This window comes from Azorhizobium sp. AG788 (genome assembly GCF_004364705.1).
In the GTDB taxonomy this organism is placed as follows: Bacteria; Pseudomonadota; Alphaproteobacteria; order Rhizobiales; family Xanthobacteraceae; genus Azorhizobium; species Azorhizobium caulinodans.
Genome location: NZ_SOBM01000004.1, coordinates 1 through 23389 on the forward strand (window position 1 = coordinate 1; position 23389 = coordinate 23389).

21 protein-coding genes and 1 tRNA gene are annotated in these 23389 nt (G+C 65.8%); 9 read left to right on the forward strand and 13 right to left on the reverse strand.

Translation table 11 applies throughout. The features are described from left to right. Positions 1-236, forward strand: a 236-nt coding sequence (locus DFO45_RS25095; RefSeq protein ID WP_208299776.1) for a hypothetical protein, incomplete at its 5' end; no start/stop codon positions are given. 481 nt (positions 237-717) lie between these two features. Here DFO45_RS25095 and DFO45_RS10675 read toward each other — a convergent pair. The 3 genes from DFO45_RS10675 to DFO45_RS10685 all read right to left on the reverse strand — a co-directional run bounded on the left by DFO45_RS10675 (position 718) and on the right by DFO45_RS10685 (position 3042). Further along, on the reverse strand, positions 718-2091 hold the full coding sequence (locus tag DFO45_RS10675; protein ID WP_245518086.1) for an integrase arm-type DNA-binding domain-containing protein: 1374 nt from the start codon (positions 2089-2091) through the stop codon (positions 718-720). A 14-nt stretch (positions 2092-2105) separates the two neighbouring features. Then, positions 2106-2181: transfer RNA gene (locus DFO45_RS10680), tRNA-Ile, on the reverse strand. 267 nt (positions 2182-2448) lie between these two features. Continuing rightward, a complete protein-coding gene (locus DFO45_RS10685) occupies positions 2449-3042 on the reverse strand; it encodes a TMEM175 family protein (RefSeq protein ID WP_133864854.1) in 594 nt (197 codons plus the stop codon). A gap of 272 nt (positions 3043-3314) precedes the next feature. On the opposite strand from DFO45_RS10685, the gene DFO45_RS10690 reads away from it, so the two are divergent. Next, positions 3315-4043, forward strand: coding sequence for an SIMPL domain-containing protein (locus DFO45_RS10690; RefSeq protein WP_133864855.1), 729 nt, complete (start codon positions 3315-3317; stop codon positions 4041-4043). A gap of 53 nt (positions 4044-4096) precedes the next feature. Here DFO45_RS10690 and DFO45_RS10695 read toward each other — a convergent pair whose 3' ends face one another. Continuing rightward, the gene (locus DFO45_RS10695; RefSeq protein WP_133864856.1) at positions 4097-5038 is read right to left on the reverse strand and encodes a diacylglycerol kinase family protein; all 942 of its coding nucleotides are present in this window, start codon (positions 5036-5038) and stop codon (positions 4097-4099) included. 141 nt (positions 5039-5179) lie between these two features. Here DFO45_RS10695 and DFO45_RS10700 point away from each other — a divergent pair, with 141 nt between their 5' ends. The 3 genes from DFO45_RS10700 to DFO45_RS10710 all read left to right on the forward strand — a co-directional run bounded on the left by DFO45_RS10700 (position 5180) and on the right by DFO45_RS10710 (position 7157). Beyond that, the gene (locus DFO45_RS10700; protein WP_245518029.1) at positions 5180-5581 is read left to right on the forward strand and encodes a hypothetical protein; all 402 of its coding nucleotides are present in this window, start codon (positions 5180-5182) and stop codon (positions 5579-5581) included. A gap of 90 nt (positions 5582-5671) precedes the next feature. Then, positions 5672-5977: a DUF1328 domain-containing protein gene (locus DFO45_RS10705; RefSeq protein WP_043879047.1), complete on the forward strand. Its 306-nt coding sequence runs from the start codon at positions 5672-5674 to the stop codon at positions 5975-5977. A 73-nt stretch (positions 5978-6050) separates the two neighbouring features. After that, on the forward strand, positions 6051-7157 hold the full coding sequence (locus DFO45_RS10710; protein WP_012169993.1) for a polyamine ABC transporter substrate-binding protein: 1107 nt from the start codon (positions 6051-6053) through the stop codon (positions 7155-7157). 72 nt (positions 7158-7229) lie between these two features. Here the strand turns inward: DFO45_RS10710 and rnhA are convergent, their stop codons facing one another. The 4 genes from rnhA to DFO45_RS10730 form a co-directional block, all read right to left on the reverse strand. Next, positions 7230-7682, reverse strand: coding sequence for a ribonuclease HI (gene rnhA, locus DFO45_RS10715; RefSeq protein WP_133864857.1), 453 nt, complete (start codon positions 7680-7682; stop codon positions 7230-7232). Beyond that, positions 7679-8644, reverse strand: a complete 966-nt coding sequence (locus DFO45_RS10720) for a homoserine kinase (RefSeq protein WP_133864858.1) — start codon at positions 8642-8644, stop codon at positions 7679-7681. Before DFO45_RS10720 ends, rnhA begins: the two co-directional genes overlap by 4 nt. A gap of 3 nt (positions 8645-8647) precedes the next feature. Then, positions 8648-9613, reverse strand: coding sequence for a 4-hydroxy-3-methylbut-2-enyl diphosphate reductase (gene ispH, locus DFO45_RS10725; RefSeq protein ID WP_133864859.1), 966 nt, complete (start codon positions 9611-9613; stop codon positions 8648-8650). A 91-nt stretch (positions 9614-9704) separates the two neighbouring features. After that, entirely contained in the window at positions 9705-10370 is a 666-nt protein-coding gene (locus DFO45_RS10730; RefSeq protein ID WP_043879048.1) for a hypothetical protein, read from the reverse strand. Between the two features lie 798 nt (positions 10371-11168). Between DFO45_RS10730 and DFO45_RS10735 the strand changes: the two genes are divergently transcribed. After that, positions 11169-11867 (forward strand): cell cycle transcriptional regulator TrcR, encoded by a 699-nt coding sequence (locus tag DFO45_RS10735; RefSeq protein WP_012169998.1) that lies wholly within the window; start codon positions 11169-11171, stop codon positions 11865-11867. A 73-nt stretch (positions 11868-11940) separates the two neighbouring features. Here DFO45_RS10735 and DFO45_RS10740 read toward each other — a convergent pair whose 3' ends face one another. Further along, positions 11941-12774: a universal stress protein gene (locus DFO45_RS10740; protein WP_012169999.1), complete on the reverse strand. Its 834-nt coding sequence runs from the start codon at positions 12772-12774 to the stop codon at positions 11941-11943. 299 nt (positions 12775-13073) lie between these two features. Here DFO45_RS10740 and DFO45_RS10745 point away from each other — a divergent pair, with 299 nt between their 5' ends. Continuing rightward, a complete protein-coding gene (locus tag DFO45_RS10745) occupies positions 13074-14075 on the forward strand; it encodes a glycosyltransferase family 2 protein (RefSeq protein ID WP_133864860.1) in 1002 nt (333 codons plus the stop codon). Continuing rightward, on the forward strand, positions 14072-14878 hold the full coding sequence (locus DFO45_RS10750) for a ChbG/HpnK family deacetylase (protein ID WP_133864861.1): 807 nt from the start codon (positions 14072-14074) through the stop codon (positions 14876-14878). The genes DFO45_RS10745 and DFO45_RS10750 overlap by 4 nt, the downstream gene beginning before the upstream one ends. Positions 14879-14915: 37 nt before the next feature. Here DFO45_RS10750 and DFO45_RS10755 read toward each other — a convergent pair whose 3' ends face one another. From DFO45_RS10755 to DFO45_RS10765, 3 genes are all read right to left on the reverse strand, one after another. Beyond that, positions 14916-16250, reverse strand: a complete 1335-nt coding sequence (locus DFO45_RS10755; RefSeq protein ID WP_133864862.1) for a chloride channel protein — start codon at positions 16248-16250, stop codon at positions 14916-14918. 109 nt (positions 16251-16359) lie between these two features. Continuing rightward, positions 16360-18111 carry an ABC transporter ATP-binding protein/permease gene (locus tag DFO45_RS10760; protein ID WP_133864863.1) on the reverse strand — a complete coding sequence of 584 codons (1752 nt, stop codon included), beginning with the start codon at positions 18109-18111 and terminating at the stop codon, positions 16360-16362. Between the two features lie 133 nt (positions 18112-18244). Continuing rightward, the gene (locus DFO45_RS10765) at positions 18245-19870 is read right to left on the reverse strand and encodes an acyl-CoA synthetase (protein WP_133864864.1); all 1626 of its coding nucleotides are present in this window, start codon (positions 19868-19870) and stop codon (positions 18245-18247) included. Positions 19871-20043: 173 nt separating this feature from the next. Here DFO45_RS10765 and DFO45_RS10770 point away from each other — a divergent pair, with 173 nt between their 5' ends. Beyond that, positions 20044-21960: a propionyl-CoA synthetase gene (locus DFO45_RS10770; protein ID WP_133864865.1), complete on the forward strand. Its 1917-nt coding sequence runs from the start codon at positions 20044-20046 to the stop codon at positions 21958-21960. 64 nt (positions 21961-22024) lie between these two features. Here DFO45_RS10770 and DFO45_RS10775 read toward each other — a convergent pair whose 3' ends face one another. Continuing rightward, a complete protein-coding gene (locus DFO45_RS10775) occupies positions 22025-23335 on the reverse strand; it encodes a T3SS effector HopA1 family protein (protein WP_133864866.1) in 1311 nt (436 codons plus the stop codon). Positions 23336-23389 lie beyond the last annotated feature (54 nt).

Here is a 23389-nt window from a genome sequence, read left to right on the forward strand (position 1 = left end):
TCCGCGCTCGGCTACAAGCCTCCGGCACCGGCCGTTATCGTGCCGCAGGTGCCGCCAACATCAAATGCGCCCAACAGGCCCACAATGCATTAGACTCAAGCCGGACCACTCAAGAGGGGCAGGTCAATGCAACCCGTCACATCAAAGTAGGCACCGATGGCCGGCGCCTCCGCCTCGAAGACTTTTTTGACCTCGCGGGTGTCTACATGGACGCCCCTGTAGACCCTCTGGGTTGATGGATAAGGAGGTCGGTCACTTCTGGTCCGAAGCTGTACCTCTCCTGTCGCCTTGCAAAAATGCCAGTCTAATTCCTCCATGACCGCTGCCGACAGTTCCGTCCGAGCGTCACCGGCAGCATTGCCAATGGCCCGGATGCGCGGTGTAGACATTCCCGCCAAAGCGCTCCACAGAGCACGCCATGCCCGGTCTACGGGCTCAGGATAGTAATTCTCGGTGTTGGCGGGGAGCCTGGGCACAAGCGAAGCCGGCGTGGCTCGGGCGGTGAAATTGTCATCGCGCGTTAGGACCCATGCCAGAGCGGTGTGAAGCTGCCAGGATTCATTATGGAGATGCGAAGCCATCTGGGCCTCTCGTAAGCTTTGCTTTGAGATGGACTTTAGCACGTCCAAGTTCGTCCGTGCTCATCTGTGACGCCATCCCCGCCATTCACATATTGGCTTCACGCGCACGTGCACCCGCGCGCGAGGCGCGCCGTAATTACTTTCCTGTCGGACCAGCAAGGCGCTGATTGCTACCTACGGCGTCTAGATGATTTGCCCACGCCGCCATCATTTCCCTGCGCCCAGGTAGATATTGTGCGCTGTTGTAGGCGCCACGCACTTCATTGCGCTCGTCATGGGCCAACTGGCGCTCGATCCAGTCAGAGGGGTAGCCGCTCTCGTTGAGCCACGTGGATGCGAGGCTTCGAAACCCGTGAACGGTAGCCCGGCCGTGGAAGCCCATGCGGTACATCGCAAAGAGCATGGTGTTGTTCGACATGAAGCCCTCCTTGCTGGGGGAGGGGAACAGGCAGGGGCTTGCCCCGCAAAGCGGTCGCAACGCCTTCAGGATAGCCACAGCCTGGGGGGCGAGAGGAACCAGGTGCTCGAAGCGCATCTTCATCCGCGCTGCGGGTATCCGCCACAGAGGTTCCTTGCCATCGAGGTTTTCGAATTCCGACCATACGGCTGCACGCAGTTCGGTTGTGCGCACGAACGTCAGCGCCATTAGGTTCAGGGCGAGCCGTGTACGCGGGTCGCCGTCATAGGTAGCCAGGGCCGACAGGAATTCCGGGAGGTCGTCTTGGGAGAGCGAGCGATGGTGCCTCTGCCGTCCCGGCGACTTCAGGGCGCCAACGAGGTCCCGAGTCGGATCGCGCGCTGCACGGCCGGTTGCGATGGCATAGCGGAAGATCTGCCCTATGACCTGCATCTCGCGCTTCGCCAACTCGACGGCGCCGCGACCCTCCACCTTTCTGACCACCTCTAACACGTCCTGTGGCTCGATTTCCGCGAGCGGGCGGCGCCCCAGTGGGGGAAAGATATCGGCCTCAAGCCTGCTCATGAGGCGGTCGGAGTAGGACGAAACCCAGGCGGGACGCTTCAGCTCGAACCATTCGCGGCCTATGGCCTCGAAGGTGCGGCTGGAGTTCAGGACGGTCACCCGTTTTTCAACGCGCTTCTGCTGGCTCGGGTCATTTCCCGCAGCCAAGGCTTGTTTGGCTGCCTCTCGTCGCTTGCGGGCATCAGCCAGCGATACGGCCGGGTATACGCCGCAGGCGAGCGTCTTCTGTTTTCCGGCGAAGCGGTAGGCGAGCCTCCAGTAGCGCGCTCCATCGGGTCGCACCAGCAAATGGAGGCCGCCTCCATCAGACAGCTTGTAGGGCTTGTCGCGACCTTTGGCGTTTCGAATGGCTGTGTCGGTCAGTGGCATGTTGGTATTTTGCCACTGCGGCGGCGAAGATGCCAACGCTGGTACCAACAAAATTTCCGGCCTCAGGCGGGCCGCTTCGGTCGCCAGTGAACCGCAACGGCCGATGGGGCGTTGTTTTAGAAGGAAATCCTCGGTCGGCTGCGGACTGTCACGAACCACCAAGGATGAAAACTTGGTGGGCCCGGAGGGACTCGAACCCCCAACCAGACCGTTATGAGCGGTCAGCTCTAACCATTGAGCTACAGGCCCCGACCGCTTTGCTCCTAGCAACCTTGATGCCGATGGACAACTGCCTCGCCGGCGAGACTGGGGACGGCGGGTCGTCCATCGGCAGGACGGCAGCGCGGCGGCGTCGCGGATGTCGTCCTGTCCCCGTGCCGGTCTAAAGCCGGATCGAGCACATTGAAACACAGGCGTTTCAATGTGCTCGGTGAATCCGTCTCCACTCAAGAAGTTAGAGGGCTATTCACCGACCAGATGGAAACGCGTGGCGGTTCCATCTGGTCGGATCGCGCTCTAGCCGGGGCGCCGGCCTTCGGAGCGGGGGGCGGGCCGGAGGCGGTCGAGGATGTTGAGGCCGAAGGCCCACAGGGCATGGCGCGGCGAAAAGCAGGCGATGACCGCCGCCAGCACCGCCGAAGCGATGAAGAGCAGCATCCGGCGGCGCGTGGCGGCGATAATCGCATTCTGTCCGCGGGCCACCTCGAAGTGGGTCAGTGGCAGCGTCAGGAGGCCGAGGATGGCCATGTGCCCCGCATAGAGCCAGACCGCCGGCGCCATGTGCCCGTAATGGGCGACGAGGGCGGACGAGAAGGGCAGGGCGGTGATGAAGAAGAGGTAGACCAGCCAGATCCGCAGCAAGCCCCCGGCGATGGTCTCCTCCGCCCGCCGCAGTTCGATGCCGGCGCGCCAGAGGGCGCCGAGCACGAAGAAGCTGATGAGATAGGTCAGCGCCTGCGGCCAGAGGCCGAAGATCTGAGCGGAAAGCTCCTGCGGGCTCGTGATCGGCAGGTCGGCGGGCAGGCGGATGTCGAGCACGAGCAGGGTCATGGCGAAGGCAAAGATGCCGTCGCTCAGCGCTTCCACCCGCGCCTTGGGAAACCACCGCATGCCGCCCCTCGCCCTGCCGAATCAGGCGATTGTCGCTCAGGCGGCGGCAAAGTGCGCGCCGCCTTTCGGCAGGCCGCCCGTCTCGGCGGCGGGGATGGGGACAAGGGCCATGCTGCCCCATAAGCGCCGCCTTCCGGGGCTTTCGTGAGCTGCCCGTGGGGCGGGGTGCGGCGGCTTGGCGAAGTCTTCACCAATGCCCGCCATAAGCGCCCATCACTGGACATGCAGATGCGCGAGCGGCCGGAAGGTCGCCGGTCGCCGGGGGAAATTGGATGCGGATTGCGCCCAGGTGGAATGCGGCTGTGGCCGCTGCGGTGCTGACGGCAGGTCTCGTCATGGGCGCCACGGCACAGGCGGAGGAGTTTGCCCGCTCGACGCTCACCGTCGTGGGGCAGGGACGGGCCTCGGCGCGCCCGGACATTGCGATGGTGACCACCGGCGTCGTCGCGGCCGGCAAGACGGCCGAGGAGGCGCTCGCCGCCAATTCCAAGGCAATGGAGCAGGTGATCGCCGCCATCAAGGATGCGGGGGTCGAACCGAAGGACATCAGCACCTCGGGCCTGTCCGTCCAGCCGCAATATTCCCAGCCGGGCAAGGACAGCCGCGAGGCGCCGAAGGTGGTGGGCTATGAGGTGCGCAACGCCGTCACCGTGACGGTTCGGGACCTCGCGCTCGTCGGGAGCCTGCTGGACAAGGTGGTTCAGGCGGGCGCCAACCAGGCCAGCGGCCTCAGTTTCCAGTTGGCCGATGCGTCGCCGCTGCAGCTTCAGGCCCGCGTGGCTGCGGTGAAGGATGCGCAGGCGCAGGCGCAGCAGATCGCCGATGCCGCGGGCGTCCGGCTGGTCCGCATCCGCCGCATCGATCCGCGCGGTGGCGACAATTATCTCGCCTTGCCCGCGCCGATGCCGATGAAGGCCGAGGCGCGCGCCGTGCCAGTGGAGTCCGGTGAGATGGATGTGCGGGCGCAGGTGTCCATCGTCTATGAGATCGAGCCCCGCTGAGGGCCTGCCGGCCCCGGAAGGGCCGGATCACCCAGGGAAGAGGCGCGGCGGCGTCAGGCCACCGCCGCCGGGCTGGCAGCCCCGTCGGGGCGTTCCGCCCACTGGATCGCGGCCTCCGGAATGAGCAGCGTCAGTGCCTTCGGCCGCACCTCATAGCGCAAGGGCAGCGTTTCCCGCGACACTTCGCCGTCGGTCGCCACCCAGGCGCGCCGCCGCTTCAGCCCGTGAATGGTCACGGTGTGCGCCTGGAAGGAGCGGATGCCGGGATTGTTGCGCCAGTTCTCCACGATGAGGTCGGCACCCGCCTTCAACCGCGCCAGCGCGCCGCGCTCCTCGGCCACGTGGATTTCCAGCAGCCCGGTGTCGAGGCGTGACCGGTGCCAGCCGGGCGCATCGAAGGCATTGTTGGTGACGAGAGCGGCATAGGCATCAATGGGCTCGCGCCGGCCGTCGATCTCGATCTCCAGCGACAGGCGGCCGGAACGAAATACCGCGCGCCACAGCGCCCACAGCCAGCCGAAGATGCGGCCGCGCTGCTCGCGCACCTGCTCGCGGGCGAGCGCCATCTGGGAGAAGAAGCCCACCCCAGAGACGCCATGGAAGGCGCGACCGTTGAGCGTCGTCAGGTCCACGCGCATGGGCCTGGCGGTGGCGAGTGCCGCGACCGCGCCGGGCAGGTCACGCGGCAGGCCGATGTCGTAGGCGAGCAGGTTCATGGTGCCGAGCGGCAGCACGCCGAGCGCGACGTCGCTGCCGGCCAGCACCGATGCGGCATAGCTCACCGTGCCATCACCGGCCCCGACGATCAGCGTGTCGTATCCGCCCTCGATCGCCGAGCGGACGGCGCCCGGGATCTGCTTGCCCTCCGCCAGCACCACGGTGACGTCCCGGCCGGGCCGGGTGAGGGCCTTGTCCACGGCCTCGGCGGTGGTCTTCGGTCCGAGATCCATCAGGGTCCCGGCCTTCGCATTCAACACAACCAGCGTGCGGCCCATGTCTCGTCTCCCAGCGCGGAGAACCTCCGCCTGCCCGCTCCGGTTCCGGCGGGCGGCGCCCTTACGTCATGTTCCCAGTGATCAGCCTTGAGCGGCGAAACGATGTCGGCATTATGATCGAGAACATTCGGGAGGGCGATCATGAGCATGCCGCAGGCGCACGACAAAGACGGAACCATCCTGCGGCTGCGGGCGGGCCTCCTGCTGCTCGCTGCGCTCCTCCTGCTTTGCCTCTCGGGCGGCACCTTCCTGGCCCGCCAGTTCCAACTCGGCTACGGCTGGGCGCTGCTGATCGCGCTCGTCATCGCGGCCGGCGTCGGCTACGGGGTCTTCCGGCTGACCAACAAGGCCTATCTCGCCATCGCGGCGCTGGTCACGCTGGTCACCGCCTACTTCGCCTATGATTTCCTGCGCAACGCCATGGGCTGGAGCGCGGGCCTCTCGTTAACGTTCGCTTTGGTACCGCTGGTGGTTGTGGGCGCGGCCTTCTGGGATTTCCGCCGTCTGAAGGTCGAGATCCGGACCTGGCTCAACAGCCGCTGAGGACAAAATCGTTAACGGGCGGCGGTAGGGTGGAACGCAAGGCGCGTTCCGGTGTTGGAGCGGCAGAACACTCCAAGCGGAGCCGCCGCCATGCTGAAATACGCCGCGCTCTTTCTCATCCTGTCGATCATCGCCGGCTCGCTCGGCTTCCTCACCGTCTCGCGGGTCGCGCGCAACATCTCGCTGGCGCTGTTCGGCATCTTCCTCGTCATCGCGCTCGCCGTGGCCGGCTTCTTCATCCTTCTGGAGCGGGCGACCGCCGGGGAGATGGGCCCCGCGAAGCCCTCTTCGCCGCCGCTCATCACCATGATCGCCGCGCTCACCCCGCCCGATGCGCCGCCGCCCTCGGGCTCCGGCGCGCGGGCGCGTGACCTTCTGCCCATGCGCAGGAGTTGAGCCTTTCGCGCTGCCGCAATAGCCTTCTGAATCGGGGGGCGGGTCCGCCCTGCCTGACCAGAGGGAGAACAAGATGCGCCGGTTCGTTCTTGCGGCGGTGCTGGGGGCTGCGGCGATCGTCGCCGGTCCCGCACTCGCGCAGCAGAAGGTGGTGAACGTCTATAATTGGTCGGACTATATCGACGAGAGCGTGCTGGAGGAGTTCACGAAGGAAACGGGCATCAAGGTCCGCTACGACGTGTTCGACAGCAACGAGGTGCTGGAGACCAAGCTGCTCGCCGGCAAGACCGGCTATGACGTGGTGGTGCCGTCCGGCTCCTTCATGCAGCGCCAGATCAAGGCCGGCGTCTTCATCAAGCTCGACAAGTCGAAGCTGCCGAACCTGCAATATGCCTGGCCCGAGATCACCAAGCGGCTCGCCGTCTATGATCCCGGCAATGAATATGCCGTCAATTACATGTGGGGCACCACCGGCATCGGCTACAATGTGGACATGGTGAAGCAGCGCCTTGGCGATGTGCCCATGAACACCTGGGACATCGTCTTCAAGCCGGAGAACCTCTCCAAGCTGAAGGACTGCGGCGTCTACATGCTGGACGGCCCGGAGGAGATCATTCCTACCGCCATGCGGTATCTGGGGCTTGATCCGGACAGCAAGAAGCCGGAGGACATCACCAAGGCCGGCGAACTGCTGATGAAGATCCGGCCGTTCATCCGCAAGTTCGATTCCTCCGGCTATATCAACGCGCTGGCACGCGGCGACATCTGTCTGGCGGTGGGCTGGTCGGGTGACGTCTTCCAGGCCAAGGCCCGCGCCGAGGAAGCCGCCAAGAAGACCAAGAAGAAGGTTGTGCCCGTGGCCTATGCGCTGCCGAAGGAAGGCGCGCTGATGTGGTTCGACAATTTCGCCATTCCGAAGGATGCCAAGAATATCGATGAGGCGCTGACCTTCATCAATTTCATGATGCGTCCGGAGATCGCCGCCAAGAACTCGAACTTCATCTCCTACGCTAACGGCAATCTCGCCTCGCAGAAGTTCATCGACAAGGCGGTTCTGGACAATCCGGCCATCTATCCGACGCCGGAAGTCTTCGCTTTGCTGTTCACCGTGACGACGAATCCGCAGGATGTGCAGCGGGTCATCACAAAGACCTGGAACACCTTCAAGCGCGGCAAGTGAAACGTCCACTCCGGTGAAACGAGAAGGGCCGCCGGCATCGCCGGCGGCCCTTCTTCGAGGTGTGCCCTCAACTCAGGCGACGCGGCCACCCATCTTGAAGGGGGCCATGCCGTCGCGGGCGAGCTGGTCGGCACGCTCGTTCAGTTCATTGCCCGCGTGGCCTTTCACCCAGTGCCAGGCGATGTCGTGGGACTGAAGCGCCGCGTCGAGGCGCTCCCACAGGTCCTGATTCTTCACCGGCTTCTTGTCGGCGGTGCGCCAACCGTTTCGCTTCCAGCCGAACATCCACTTGGTGATGCCGTTGCGCAGATATTCGCTGTCGGTGTGAAGATCGACCCCGCAGGGCTTCTTCAGCGCCTCCAGCGCCGAGATGGCGGCCATCAGCTCCATGCGGTTGTTGGTGGTGAGCGCCTCGCCGCCCTTCAGTTCCTTCTCGTGCGGACCGGAGCGCAGGATGGCTCCCCAGCCACCGGGGCCGGGATTGCCCGAGCAGGCGCCGTCGGTCCAGATCTCCACCCGGCTCATGCGGCAAGTCCATAGTCGCGGGCGCTGGCCACGGCCCGGTGGAAGCGCAGCTTCCTCAGATATTCCAAGGGGTCCTTGGGGCGCACGAGGGCGCCTTCGGGCACGTTCAGCCAGTCCACCAGCCGCGTGAGCAGGAAACGGAGGGCGGCGCCGCGGGCGAGCTGGGGCAGGGCCTCCACCTCAGCGGCTTCCATCGGACGCACCGCCTGGTAGCCGGCGAGCAGCGCCCGGCCCTTGGTGGCGTTGAAGGCGCCGTCCGCCTCGAAGCACCAGGCGTTCAGGCACACGGCCACGTCATAAGCAAAGAGATCGTTGCAGGCGAAGTAGAAGTCGATGATGCCGGAGAGGGTGTCATCGAGGAAGAAGGCGTTGTCCGGGAAGAGATCCGCATGGATCACGCCGGCCGGAAGCGCGGCGGGCCAGTGGGCCTCGTGCGCGGTCAGTTCCTCGGCGATGATCGCCGCAAGGCCGGGATGGACCGTATCGGTGCGCTGGCCCGCCGCCTCGAACAAAGGCCGCCAGCCGGACACGGAAAGGGCATTGCGGCGGGTGATCTCGAAGCCCGCACCCGCAAGATGCAGTTGCGCCAGCGCGCGGCCGAGCTGTCCGCAGTTGGCGGCGGTGGGCTTGCGCACGGACACGCCGGGCAGGAAGGTCACGATGGCGCAGGGGCGGCCGGCAAGGGTGCCGAGCATGGTGCCGTCGCGCATGGCCACCGGCTGCGGGCACGAAATGCCGTTCGCCGCCAGATGCTGCATCAGGCCGATGAAGAAGGGCAGGTCGGCCGGATCGACGCGCTTCTCATAGAGCGTGAGGATGAAGCTCGCGGTCGTGGTCTGGACGAGGAAGTTGGAATTTTCCACGCCTTCCGCGATGCCGTGATACGAAACCAACGTGCCGATATCGTAAGCGGCGAGATAATCCGAAAGGCTCGCCGCTGAAACGTCCGTATAGACCGCCACGCTCTACTCCGCCGCATCTTCGCGCAGCGCGCGGGGAAGCGGAAAGAACACATCCTCCTGCGCGGCCGTCACCGTTTCCACATCCACGTTGTAACGCTCGGCAAAAGCGTCGATGATTTCTTCCACCAACACCTCGGGCGCTGAGGCCCCGGCGGTGATGCCGAGGCTCTTCAGCTCCGACAGCCGCGACCAGTCGAGGTCGCTCGCGCGCTGGACCAGAACCGAGACGGCGCAGCCCTCGCGCTCGGCGGTTTCGCGCAGGCGCTGGGAATTGGAGGAGTTGGGCGCGCCCACCACCACCATGGCGTCCACCTGCGGCGCTACCTTCTTCACCGCTTCCTGGCGGTTGGTGGTGGCGTAGCAGATGTCTTCCTTGTGCGGCACGGCGATGGTGGGGAAGCGCGCGCGCAGGATGGCGACAATCTCCGCCGTGTCGTCCAGCGACAGCGTCGTCTGCGTCGCATAGGCGAGATTCTCGGGGTCGGCCGGCGCAATGGTACGGGCATCCTGCGCTGTTTCGATCAGCGTCACCGCGCCCTCGGGCAACTGGCCCATGGTGCCGACCACTTCCGGATGACGGGCATGGCCGATGAGCAGCACGTGCCGGCCCTTCTTGTGGTGCAGCTGCGCCTCGCGATGGACCTTGGTCACCAGCGGGCAGGTGGCGTCGATGGCGAAGAGGTTGCGGGCGGCCGCTGCCTCGGGCACGGACCTGGGCACGCCGTGCGCGGAGAAGATGACGGGGGCATCGCCGGGCGGCACCTCGTCCAGTTCCTCCACGAAGACGGCGCCCTTCTTGCGCAGGCCATCCACCACATATTTGTTGTGAACGATCTCATGCCGCACATAGACCGGTGCACCGTGCAGCGCGAGTGCGCGCTCCACCGCGTCAATGGCCCGCACCACGCCGGCGCAGAAGCCGCGCGGCGCGCAGAGCAGGATGCGGAGAGGGGGCTTTTGAGCGGACATGGGTGTTCCCGGTGTTCACCGGGGACATGGGATGGCAGGGCACATCCTGTCAAGCGGGCGCCCGGGCAGGGATGGCCCCGGCAGCCTCCACTCAGGCGCGGGCCGCAGCCTCGGGCGCAGCGGTGACGGGGGCTGCAGCGCTGCCGAGCGCGGGTTCCTCGGTGATGCCGGAGCCGACCGCGAGGAAGCGCGAGGCGCTGTAGCGCAGGTTGCTGGGCGGCGTGATGTCCGCGATGCGACGCTCTTCCGGCGCAAAGGTGAAGCCGCTGCGGATGCGGGTGTTGGACACCTTGCGGCGCACCACGCGCACTTCATTGATGGAGGCCCGGGCGGCGATGCACTGGCTCTTGAAGCGGGCGTACTCCACCTCGCTCATCGCTTCCACATGCTGGCTGCCGGGATACATGACGATCCAGGCCGTGCCGCGTTTCGCGGCGACCGTGACGTCACGGGAATGCTCCTGCATGCGGCGCAGGTAGGCCTGCACGCGGGGCTGGTCGAAGCTGCGGGCATTGGCGCGCGCCTCGAGGAAATTGGACATGCCGCGCGCGGCGCTGACGATCTGACCGACGGCGAGGGACGCCGCCAGGATCATCGGGGAGAAAACACCCTGGAAATGGACCAAAGCGGCACCGAGTCCAACGGTGACGACGGCGGAACGGGGGGCTTCCGAAATGAAACCGTCGAGGAAATGGCCGACAACGCCGATTTCCTTTTCCCGCAATTCGTCGGCGAGGCTCGTCTTCGGCGCCAACATCGTTCCCGCTCCCCAGTTTGCGGCGACCGCGCTCAACCCATCAAGCGAACGTCGCCACACTCAACCCAAAAGGTTAAAACGTCATGCGTGCTTCAAACATTTCTTGTCGTTGCAAGTTCCCGCGCCGAAAAGACGGCTCGGAAATTTGATGGTACGCTTAAGCAATACTCTCTAGGTTGCACGAGGCTGGCCATGTGACATGAAGCCCTCGGCTCTTCACACGCGCTTTAGCCTGTCCGGCTTCCTCTCAACGCAACATGTCGGGTTGTAGGGTTCGTCGGCTACAGCCGGCGTTTTCCAGAAGGGGCTGCAAACGGCGTCTCCGCCTTGCTCGTCCCCGATGGTCCCCACCACCTCCCGGCCCGCGTTAACCCTGCGCGCCGGACGCATTGGGAATGTACCATATTGGAGGCTTTGACAAGTGGTTTCCCGGCTCGAAAGCCCGAAGAATTTTGCCGCAGCACGGTGCGGCATCTGAACGCAGAATGAATTTTGCCATTCCAGAGCGGAATGTGATGGATCGGACCCCTTCCCCAGGCGCATGTCTGTCCGCCTTACCTCCAGAATGGAAGGGATGGGCTCTTCCCCCGCCCGCCGGCCCCCGAATCGACCGCGCCTGTTCGCGCGGGCGCCGGGCGCGCGGCAGCATTTGCATCGCGCCGCTCGAAGGCTTATGTTGTGGCATCCCGGACATTCTGAAGCTCCGTGGCTCGCTTTCCGGGGAACCGGGGCGGACCAAAGGGAAGCCGTATTGTCCGCCGCCCGCGTTTTCCAAGAAAAAGCCAAGAGGCTGCCGCCATGTCCAACACCCCGCTGATGCCGAAGGCGACCGCCGTGTGGCTGGTCGAGAACACGGCGCTCACGTTCGAGCAGATCGGCGACTTCTGCAAACTTCACCCCCTCGAGGTGAAGGGCATCGCCGACGGCGAAGTGGCGCAGGGCATCAAGGGGCTCGATCCCATCGCCAACGGCCAGCTCACCCGCGAAGAGATCGACAAGGGCGAGAAGAACCAGAATTACCACCTGAAGCTTCAGGAATCGAAGGTCCGCCTGCCGGAGCCCAAGCGCCGCAAGGGCCCGCGCTACACGCCGGTGTCCCGCCGCCACGACAGGCCGAACGCCATCCTCTGGCTGCTGCGCAACCATCCCGAGCTGAAGGACGCGCAGATTATCCGCCTCGTGGGCACCACCAAGGCGACCATCCAGTCCATCAAGGACCGCACCCACTGGAATTCGGCCCAGCTCGCGCCGATGGATCCGGTCACGCTCGGCCTGTGCAGCCAGATCGACCTCGATCTTGAGGTGCAGCGCGCGGCGAAGGATCGTCCCGCGGCGCTCGCCTCCGAGGACCGTGGCGCGACCCTGCTGCCGGCGGACGTCACCACCCAGCGCCACGAGGACGATGCGCCGTCCTCCGGCCGCAAGGATTCGCTGGATCTGGAGACGGTGTTCGCCAAGCTCGGCGGCGCCCGCAAGAGCGAGGACGAGGAGGACTGATCCTCTTCGCGCCTTTGGCCTGAAAAAAAGAGCGGCGCCTCCCTTGGGACGGCGCCGCTTTTCGTTTGCTGCCTCAGTGGGCGAGCAGCACCGGCGCCGTCATGGAGCCGAGGATGTCGCGGGTCACGCCGCCGAAGACCAGTTCGCGTACGCGCGAATGGCCATAGCCCCCCATCACCACGAGGTCGGCGCCCTGGTCGGACACTTCATTGAGGATGGCCGAGGAAATGCTTTCGCCGGAGCCGATGGTGAGGTGGCGCAGTTCGGCCGAAAGGCCGTGGTGCGCCAGATGGCGCTCCAGATCGGCGGCGTTGGGCGTCGCCTCTTCGTTCTCCGAGCGGCGCACGGAGAAGATCACGCGGCTGTCGGCCATATGGAGCAGCGGCAGGCTTTCGGCGAGCGCGCGGGCGCTGGCGCGGCTTCCGTCCCAGGCCACCACGACCCGCGAGAGCGAGAAGGGCGGCTTCTGCACATAGGGGACCACCAGCACGCCGCGGCCCGAATCCATGAGCGCGGATTCTGCCAGCACCTCTTCCGGGCCGGGGCGGTCCGGATCGGGCTGGGCGACCACGGTGAGGTCATAGAGGCGGGACAGGTCGCCCACCGCCGCCGCCGCATCGCCGAGCGAGCCCGAGAGGGTGCGCACGTCGTAGGAGAGGCCGTGCTCGCGGGCGAGCGCCGTGAAGGCGCCCGCAGCCGTGGTCGCCGCCGCTTCATTCTCGCGGATCTGCTGGTCGATGAAGTCGGTGGGGAGGGCGCCCATGTAGAAGGGCGGCACGTCAATCTCGTAGCTCACCGCAAGGCCGGTGATGTGCGCCTTGCAGGCGGCGGCAAGGCTTGCGGCATAAACGGCCGCGGGATCGCGCTCGCTGCCGAGGGAAAGGTTGACCAGAATGTCCCGGATCATGGGGAAGGCTCTCTCAAAACCGCGTCTAGCGACACGACTTTACCGTAAAGAGCGATCAAAACACCGCCTTGACGCGGCGCAAATATCGGTTTCTCAAAAGGAAAACGCGGCCGCCCCGGGGGAAAGGCGGCCGCGTCGGGTGAGACGTCGGTGGGGGGATCCGATCGTCCCAACCTCCAGAACGCCCCGGCACGGGTCCGGTTCCCCAGCGCGGTGAAAAATTTTCGCGGGGATCACGCCTGCGGATAAACACATTTAAGCCTTCCCATGGCAGCTTGAGGCCTCCCCCGGTAATACGCATGACCCCTGACCTCAGCATCGTCGTTCCCTGCTACAACGAGGCCACCGGCCTGCCGTTCTTCCACGAGCGCCTCAGCGCCCATGCGCGGAAGGTGGCGGAAGCGCGCGGCATGCGCATCGAGATCGTCTATGTGGACGACGGCAGCCGCGACCAGACCGCCGCCGTGGCGCTCGCCCTGAAGCCTCAGGGCACGGACGTGCAGGTGGTGGCGCTGTCGCGCAACTTCGGCAAGGAAGCCGCGCTGATGGCGGGGCTCGACCACGCCCGCGGCGATGCGCTGCTGTTCATGGACGGCGACGGCCAGCATCCGCCGGAGATGATCGAGACTTTCGTCGGCCTCTGGAAGGACGAGGGCTATGACGTCGCCTATGCGATCAAGGCCGATCGCATGGACGAGCCGGCCGCCCGCCGCACCTTCGTGAAGATCTTCTACTGGCTGCTCAACTTCGGCGCGCAAAGCCGCATTCCCGAGGACGCCGCCGATTTCCGCCTGCTCTCGCCCCGCGCCGCTGCCGCTTTGCGGCGCCTGCCGGAGCGCAACCGCTTCTTCAAGGGCCTGTCGAGCTGGATCGGCTTCCGCCAGAAGGCGGTGCCCTACCGGCCGGCGGCGCGCGAGCACGGCACCTCGTCCTGGAGCTTCCTGCGCCTGCTCGGCCTCTCCATGGAGGGCCTCACCTCCTTCTCGCCCGCGCCGCTGCGCCTCGCGGGCATGGTCGGCGCGGCGCTCGCCGCCGCCGCCTTCCTCTATGGCTCCTGGATTGTCATAGAGCGCCTGGTCTGGGGCATTCCCCTGCCGGGCTATCCCTCGCTCGTCGTCGGATTGATGGTCATCGGCGGCGTGCAGCTGCTGGTGATCGGCATCATGGGCGAATACATCGCTCGCATTCTGTCCGAAATCAAAGCACGTCCGGTCTATTTCGTCGCTGATCACGCGGTCCGCCATGCGGATGCCGCGGGCGATCGTCCGGTCGGCTTGGAGTTGCCCAAGGCTTTGCCGTGAAGCGTATTGTCATCTGCGCGGACGATTACGGGATCGCTCCCGGCGTCTCCGCCGCCATCCGTGCCCTGTTGGCGGAGCGGCGCATCAACGCCACCTCGGTCATGACCGTGCTGCCCGACCTGTTCGAGGAAGCCGATGCCCTGATGCCCCTCACCAGCGGGCAGGCGAGCATCGGCCTGCATGTGACGCTGACCGGCAATTTCGAGCCGCTGACCCACGGCTTCAAGGGCGCGACCTTCCCTTCGCTCGGCCGGCTGATGGCCATGTCCTTCGCCCGCCGGCTGGACCCTGTGAATGTGAAGGCGGAGATCGAGACGCAGTTCCTGGCCTTCGAGGAAGCCTTCGGCCGCCCGCCGGACCATGTGGACGGCCACCAGCATGTGCATCTGCTGCCCACCATCCGGGAGGCGGTGCTCGAAGTCACCCGCAGCCGGGCGCCCGAGGCCTGGGTGCGCGACTGCACGCCGGCACCCGGTGCGCTGGTGGGGCTCGACCTCAAGGGCCGCTACATCGGCTTCCTGGCGCGGGGCTTCGCCGCCGAGGCCAAGGCGCTGGGGCTCGCCACCAACCGGGGCTTTGCCGGAGCCTATAATTTCAAGATGGGCACCAATTTCGGCCGCCTGCTCACCCAGTTCATTTCCGGGCTGGAGGACGGTGGGCTGGTGATGGTGCATCCCGGCATGGTGGATGAGGCGCTGGGCAAACGCGATCCGCTCACCTCCCCGCGCGAGGCCGAATATGAGGTTCTCGCCGGCGCCCAGCTGCCGCAGATCCTGCTTGCCACCGGAGCGCAGTTGCGCTGAGTCTCAAGTCTCTGCGCGGCCCCCGCCCGCGGGCACTTCAGGGGGCCTTGGTGTCGGCCTTGGCTTCGCCTGCCCCCGGCATTTCCTCGGGCCTCGGGTCATAGGCGAAAGAGAGGGCGTGATAGAGCGGCTCGGGCGCCAGCACGCGGGAGATGCCGGCACCGAGCAATGCCGTCGCCAGCATCGGCACCACGAGGTGCACCTCGTTGGTCATTTCCATCACGATGACGAAGGCGGTCAAAGGCGCCTGCACCACGCCGGCGAAATAGCCGACCATGCCCAGCATGGCGAGGGCGCGGATGTCCATCTCCGGCATGAAGGGCGCGAGCGCGGCGCCGATGTTGGCGCCGACCGACAGCGACGGCGAGAACAGGCCACCGGGAATGCCGCTGGCGGAGGACAGGAGCGTCGTGAACAGCTTGATCGGCGCGTACCACCAGGGCGAGGCGACGCCTTCCTCCAGGAGCAGCCGCGTCGGCCCGTAGCCCGAGCCGCCGGCAAAGCCGTGGGTGAGGATGGCCAGCGCGCCGACGATAAGGCCGCAGAGCGCGCCATAAACAAAGGGGCGCTGGCGCAGCGGGCCAAGGATGCGGCCCTTCGCATTGGAAAGCGCCACGAGGCCGCGCGAGAAGATGGCGCCGCCGACGCCCCCCACCACGGCGCAGAACACCACGGCATTCCAGCCGATGGTCGCGAAGGCTTCCGTCGGGATGGAGCCGAAATAGAGATACTGGCCCACCAGTAGCAGGCTCACCATGCCGGAGATGACCACGGCGGCGGCGATGAGGCCGGACAGGCGCTTGTCATAGGACTTCGCCATCTCCTCGATGGCGAACATGACGCCGGCGAGCGGCGTGTTGAAGGCGCCCGCAATGCCCGCCGCCGCACCCACCAGAATGAGACCGTTGGCGCGGCCGATGCCGGCGAAGGCGGCGAGCGCCACCATGATGGCGCAGCCGAGCTGCACGGTCGGCCCCTCGCGGCCGATGGAACCGCCGACCGCAAGACCGAGGCAGGTCAGCAGCACCTTGCCGATGGTGACCCGCGCGGAGAGCAGGCGGGCGCGGTGCGCCGGGCTGCCGGACCTGCGGGCGGCGATGGCCTGCGGAATGCCGCTGCCCTGCGCGCCGGGAAAGAAGCGGGCGCTGGCCCAGGCGAACAGGCCGAAGCCGAGCGGCGTCAGGATGAGGAACGCATAGGGCATGCGTTCCATGGTGTGGACGTAGAACTCCTGTGCCCCGTCCGCCATCTTGGCGAAGGCGACCGAGGCAACGCCGACCGCGACCGCACCCAGCAGGAACACCGCCCGGCGCTTCCAGAGCATCCGGGAGGTGAGCGCAAAGCGAATCCGCCGCAGGTCGCGTCTGAACATGCCCCTGATCCTTCCGGCCGGCCGCCTCGTTCCGCGCCCCGCCCCTGGCCCCCGCCGCAGCGCGGAGGTTCAACAGGCGTTACGGGCGAAGATGGCGAGCGTCAACCGATCAGGCGGCTTCCGGCTGAAAAGCCGGCCCGTCCACCAGCCGGCGGGGCAGGCCGGTCCCGGAGAGGGCAAGCGTGCGGTCGTGCAGCGCGTTGAGGGTGGCGCGGTGGCCGATGGAGAGCACGGTCGCCTGCGGCAGCCGCGCCCGCAGGAGGGCGTAAACGGCGGCCTCGGACGGCTCGTCGAGCGCGGCGGTCGCCTCGTCCAGCAGCAGCACGTCCGGCTGCTCCAGAAGCGCCCGCGCGATGGACAGGCGCTGCTGCTCGCCCAGCGAGAGGATGTGCGGCCAGAGCGCCTGCTCCTCGAGGCGATGCACGAGCACCTCGAGGCCGACCGCCGTCAGTGCTTCCGCAAGCCGGGCATGGTCGAAGTCCGCGGCCGGCAGCGGATAGGTGAGGGCATCGTCCAGCCGCCCGACCGGCACATAGGGCCGCTGGGGCAGGATCATCACCCGCGCATCCTGCGGCAGGGTGATCGTACCCGTGCCGAAGGGCCAGATGCCGGCGATGGCGCGGAAAAGCGTGGTCTTGCCCCCGCCTGAGGGGCCGGTGACGAGCACCCGCTCGCCCTTGCCGATGCTGAGGCGGTCCACGGCCACGATGGCCTCGCCCGTAGGCAGGCGCACGTCCATGTCGGCGAGCGCGAGCGCGGCTTCCTGCGCCGCCTCGCGCCGGTGTGGGAAGGCGCGGGCGCCGTCGTCGCGCTTGGCCACCTCCATGGCCGCCTCGAAGCCGGTGAGACGGTTCACCACCGAGGTCCACTCGGCCAGGGTCGAATAAGAGGAGATGAAGAAGGAAAATGCGCCCTGCACCGAGCCGAAGGCGGAGCCCGTCTGCATCAGCGTGCCGAGCTGGATGGCGCCGGCGAAATAGCCGGGCGAGACCACCACATAGGGGAAGATGTTCGAGACCTGATTGTAGCCGGCGGTGAACCAGGTGAGGCGCTTCTGCGCCTTCATCAGCCCGAAGTAATTGTCGAGGATGCGCCCGAAGCGGCCTTCGAGCTTCCGGCTTTCCGCCGGTTCGCCGCCGAGGAGGGCGATCTGCTCGCTGTTCTCGCGCACGCGCACCATGTCGACGCGGAAGTCCGCTTCATAGCGCTGCTGGTCGAAATTGAGGCGCACCAGGGGCTTGCCGATGAAATGGGTGATCAGCGTGCCGAGCGCGGCATAAAGGAGTGCCGCCCAGAAGAGATAGCCGGGGACATGCATGTCGATCCCGAACAGCTTCAGGTCGATGGCCCCGGACAGGCCCCACAGGATGACGGAGAAGGAGGTGAGCGAGACGATGGTCCCAAGCAGCCCGACGCCGACCGAGATGGTCTGGCTGACGAACATGGACACATCCTGCGCGATGCGCTGGTCCGGATTGTCCGCCGCGTCCCCGGAGAGGCGCAGGCGATAGTGGGTGTCGTCGCCGAGCCAGTGCTCAAGATAGCGTTTCGTCAGCCAGCGCCGCCACCGGATCTCCAGCCACTGCTTGAGATAGATCTGGTAGACCGCAACGCAGATGGCCCCCGCCGCGATGGCGCAGAAGATCAGGAGCTGGTGCTTGAAGGCGCCGAAGTCCTTCTCCTGGATGGCGTCATAGAACGCGTTGTTCCAGCGGTTCAGCAGCACCGTGCAATAGACCCAGGCGAGTTCCAGGCCGATGACGGCACCCAGAAGGCCGATGGCGGTCCAGCGCTCCTCGCTGCGGAAATAGGGAAGCGCCAGGCGGCGGATGTCGCGAAGCAGGGTCAGGAGTGCGCGCATCGAACTCGTCACAATGGAGGATCGTGCGACGAGCTTACGCGCGCGCCGCATGGCAGGACCATGGCGGCAAGATTACGAATTCGCAAGAAAAGTGGCCGCGACTGTCCTTCCGAAGCGGAAGGATGGCGTAAGGTCAGAGACCCTTCGCCAGTTCGCGGAGCTTGAATTTCTGGATCTTGCCGGTGGAGGTCTTGGGGATCTCCTCGAACAGGATGGTTCGCGGGCATTTGTAGGCGGCCAGATGCGCTCGGCAGTGGGCGATGAGGTCCTCGGCGGAGGCGGCGGCCCCGTCCTTCAGCTCCACGAAGGCGAGCGGCGTCTCTCCCCATTTCTCGTCTGGCCGGGCCACCACGGCGGCGGCGCTCACCGCCGGATGCTTGTAGAGGGCGTCTTCCACCTCGATGGAGGAGATGTTCTCCCCGCCCGAGATGATGATGTCCTTGGAGCGGTCCTTGAGCTGGATATAGCCGTCGGGATGCTTCACCCCGAGGTCGCCGGAGTGGAACCAGCCGCCGGCGAAGGCGGCATCCGTGGCGGCGGGGTTCTTCACATAGCCCTTCATCACCACATTGCCCCGGAACATCACCTCGCCGATGGTCTCGCCGTCCGCCGGCACGGGCTCCATGGTCAGGGGATCGAGCACGTCGAGGGCCTCCAGCGCGCCATAGCGCACGCCTTGCCGGGCCTTCTTCGCCGCGCGCTCGGCGGGGGGCAGGGCGTCCCATTCGCCGTGCCAGTCATTCACCACCGCCGGGCCATAGACTTCGGTCAGGCCATAGACATGCACCACGTTGAAGCCGGCCTCCTGCATGGCCGCGAGCACGGCAGCGGGCGGCGGAGCGGCAGCGGTGATGAAGGAGACGGTGTGGGGCAGGGGACGGCGATCCGTCTCCGGCGCATTCAGCAGCGTCGACATGACGATGGGGGCGCCGCACATATGGGTGACCTTGTGGTCCTCGATGGCCTCATAGATGGCCTTGGCGCGGACCTGCCGCAGGCACACATGGGTGCCGGCCACCACCGAGACCGACCAGGGGAAGCACCAGCCGTTGCAGTGGAACATGGGCAGGGTCCACAGATAGACCGGGTGCGGACCCATATGGCAGGTCACCACATTGCCCACCGAGAGCAGGTGCGCGCCGCGATGGTGATAGACGACGCCCTTGGGATCGCCCGTGGTGCCCGAGGTGTAGTTGAGCGAGATGGCGTCCCATTCGTCGGCGGGCGGCGCCCACACGAAATCCGGATCGCCGGCGGCGATGAAGTCCTCATATTCCAGGGCGCCGAGCCGCTCGCCGGGGCCGGCATATTCCGGGTCGTCGTAATCGATGACCAGCGGCTTGCGGGTGGCGAGCGCCAGCGCCGCCTTGATGACGGGCGAGAATTCCCGGTCGGTGATCAGCACCTTCGCTTCGCCATGGTCGATGGTGAAGGCGAGGATGGCGGCGTCGAGCCGGGTGTTGAAGGTGTTGAGCACCGCCCCGCACATGGGCACGCCATAGTGGGCTTCCAGCATGGGCGGGGTGTTGGAGAGCATCACCGCCACCGTGTCACCCACCCCGATGCCCCGCTGCGCCAGCGCCGAGGCAAGGCGGCGGGTGCGGGCGTAAAGCTCGCGATAGGTGCGGCGCAGCGGCCCGTGGATGACCGCCACCTGATCGGGGAAGACGCTCGCCGCCCGCTCCAGAAAGCCGAGCGGCGTCAGCGGCTGGTAATTGGCGGGATTGCGGTCGAGATGCTGATCGAAGATCGATGTCATGCGGCGTTTCCCGATATGTCTTATGTTTGACGTGACCGTAGCCGAGCCGCCCGCGCCGGCGCAACGCGGGCCGTTCTGAGACCAAGGTCTTACGCAGAAGATCGGACTTGCCTCCCCCACAACCTTGAGCGTCAATCGGCACAACGAGAAGATGAAGACGGGAGGAGTGTGCCATGCTCGACCAGAGCCGCAGCCGCTATGGCGAAACCTATGCGCGCTGGAAGGCCGATCCTGAGGCCTTCTGGGGCGATGCCGCGCGCGACATCGACTGGACCAGCCCGCCCGGCACCGTCTTCGACGGGAGCCTCGGCGTCTATGGCCGCTGGTTTCCGGATGCGGTGGGCAACACCTGTTTCAATGCCGTGGACCGGCATGTGGCGTCCGGTCGCGGCAGTCAGACGGCGCTGATCTACGACAGCCCGGTCACCAACTCCCAGCGTCGCCTCACTTATGCCGAGCTGCTGGAGGAGGTGCGCATCCTCGGCGCCATCCTCACCGACATGGGCGTGGAGAAGGGTGACCGCGTGGTCATCTATATGCCCATGGTGCCGGAGGCGGTGGTGGCCATGCTGGCCTGCGCGCGCATCGGCGCCGTGCATTCCGTGGTGTTCGGCGGCTTCGCGGCCAATGAGCTGGCGGTGCGGATCGACGATGCCCGGCCGAAGGTGGTGCTCGCCGCCTCCTGCGGCATCGAGCCGAACCGCGTCGTGCCCTACAAGCCGCTGCTCGATCTCGCCATCACCATCGCCGCCCACAAGCCCACCGGCTGCCTCGTGCTCCAGCGCGCGCAACTGGCCGGCACGCTGGTGGAGGGGCGCGATCACGACTGGGCCGAGCGCCGCGCCGCTTTTGCGGATGCGGGGCGCGGGACGGACTGCGTGCCGGTGAAGGCCACCGATCCGCTCTATGTGCTCTACACCTCCGGTACCACGGGCAAGCCCAAGGGCGTGATGCGCGACACCGGCGGCCACATGGTGGCCCTGCGCTGGAGCATGGAAAACCTCTATGGCCTCAAGCCCGGCGAGGTCTTCTGGTGCGCCTCCGACATCGGCTGGGTGGTGGGCCATTCCTATATCGTCTATGGCCCGCTCATCCTCGGCTGCACGTCGGTCATCTATGAGGGCAAGCCGGTGGGCACGCCGGACCCCGGCGCCTTCTGGCGGATGATCGAGGAGCACAAGGTGGTGGCCCTCTTCACCGCCCCGACGGCGCTTCGCGCCATCAAGAAGGAAGATCCGGAGGCGACCCATCTCAAGGGCCGCGACCTGTCGCAGTTCCGCACCCTGTTCCTCGCGGGCGAGCGGGCCGATCCCGACACCATTCTCTGGGCGGAGCAGCATCTGAAGGTGCCGGTGGTGGACCACTGGTGGCAGACGGAAACCGGCTGGGCCATTGCCGCCAATCCGGTAGGCCTCGGCCTCCTGCCCGTGAAGCCCGGCTCGCCCACCGTCGCCATGCCCGGCTATGACGTGCAGGTGGTGGACGAATCCGCCAAACCCGTGCCGGCGGGGACCATGGGCTCCATCGTCGTGAAGCTGCCCTTGCCTCCCGGCTGCCTGCCGACGCTGTGGCAGCAGGACGAGCGTTTCTGTGAGGCCTATCTCGATGAGTTCCCCGGCTTCTACAAGACGTCGGACGCCGGTTTCCTCGATGAGGACGGCTACATCTTCGTCATGGGCCGCACCGACGACATCATCAATGTCGCCGGCCACCGCCTCTCCACCGGCGGCATGGAGGAGGTGCTGGCCTCGCACCCCGACGTGGCCGAATGCGCCGTCATCGGCGTGAAGGACGCGCTGAAGGGCGAGGTGCCCTGCGGCTTCGTGGTGCTCAAAGCGGGCGAGCGGCGGGCGCCCAACATCATCGAGAAGGAACTGGTCAATCTGGTGCGCGACCGCATCGGCCCGGTGGCGGCCTTCAAGCTGGCCTTCACTGTGAACCGCCTGCCGAAGACTCGCTCGGGCAAGATCCTGCGCGGCACCATGAAGAAGATCGCGGATGCCGAAAGCTGGTCGGCCCCCGCCACCATCGACGATCCCGTCGCGCTGGACGAGATCGCGGAGGTGCTGAAGGAGCGCGGCTTCGGCTGAGGCGCTACGCCCGAACGCCGGGCAAAAGGGCCGTCCGCGGGCGGCCCCTTTCGCTCGGGCTCGGCTAGCGGGTGCGGCCTTCCAGTTCGTCGCGATAGCTCTCGAAGGCGATCGCGACCCATTTGAGGAAGTTCTGCTTGTCGCCGAGATAGGCGCCCCGGGCGAGGGCGCTGTCATGCTCGACGGCATACATCTGCGTCAGCGCGGCGGCGATGAGCTGGCTGCGGATGGTCCCGTAGCTCTGGCGGCGCAGTTGCTCTGGGCTGAGATCAAGATTTCCATCGCGATCATACATGACGCTGAAGCCGAGATTCACGGACCCAGGCTCGACGCCCTTGGAGATGCCTGGGGCAAGCCGGATCGTCATGGCTGGAACAGGATCGCGAAAGCCGAAGGTCGCGGCGTCCCGGATGAGCCTTGTCGTCAGTCCGTTAAGGCCGCTGTGACTGACATAAACGACAACCTTGTCGGTGCGGGTATGGAAGGCGAGGGGGCCTGCGATCTTGTAGGAATCGATATGATAGGTTGCAGCTTGCGCCCCAAGAAAGCGAAGAAGCGGGCCGGCGTAAGCAGGGGCGAAATTCAGATAGACGCGCCAAAGCTCGTCGTGAGCTTTTCCCCGATTAGGGCTGTAGTAAATGAAATCCGAACCTCGCGATTGGCTCGTGATCAGCTTCATATATTGTGTTGCCGGCAGAGGCCCCTTGTTCTGGAGGGGGTAATAACGGACTCCCTCGTGAGCAACCGTAGGGATTGATTTGATCCAAGTTTCAAGGTCCGTAATCGCGGGCTCCAAATGCCCACCATATTTTCTGTATATTTCGTTCGCGAGATTTGCGTAAGGGCGATTTTTGGGATTGTTGGTGGCATCGGGGCGTTCAGCCGCTTCCAACAACGCGAAAAGCGTGTCGCGAAAATCCCATATCTTGTCCATGAAGGACAGATCGAGTGGAGAAAGAACAGCTTCAGGAACGATGGTGTGGAAGCGCTCAATCAGCTCTTCAGCGTAAGTCGGTAAATAGGTTTTTATATCGTTCAGCGTCCTGTTTAGGAAAGATATTTTACTCGCGTCCGTATAATGTTTCTTGAGTGACGCTATGCCATTAGCGGCGGATATAAGCTTGAGTCCGCTCAGACGATTCGTCGCGGCAGCCCGGAACACTGCGACGATCGGGTCGTGGAACGTGCTATTATTGGTAATGGACTGCTTGGCATCCCCCTTTCCCCAGTTGCCGATGCTGCGGAAGAACGCGGCGGATGCAACCGAGAAGCGTCCCGTGGTTGCGTTGTATTCGAGCTTCACCGTTCCCGTCTGCCGGGACAGCGTGGCGAAGAAATCGATATTGTAGACATATTCATCGGCGGCACTCGGCATGGCGTTTCCCCTGTCACTGTGTTCCGATGCCGAGCCTGCAATAGCATCCGAGTG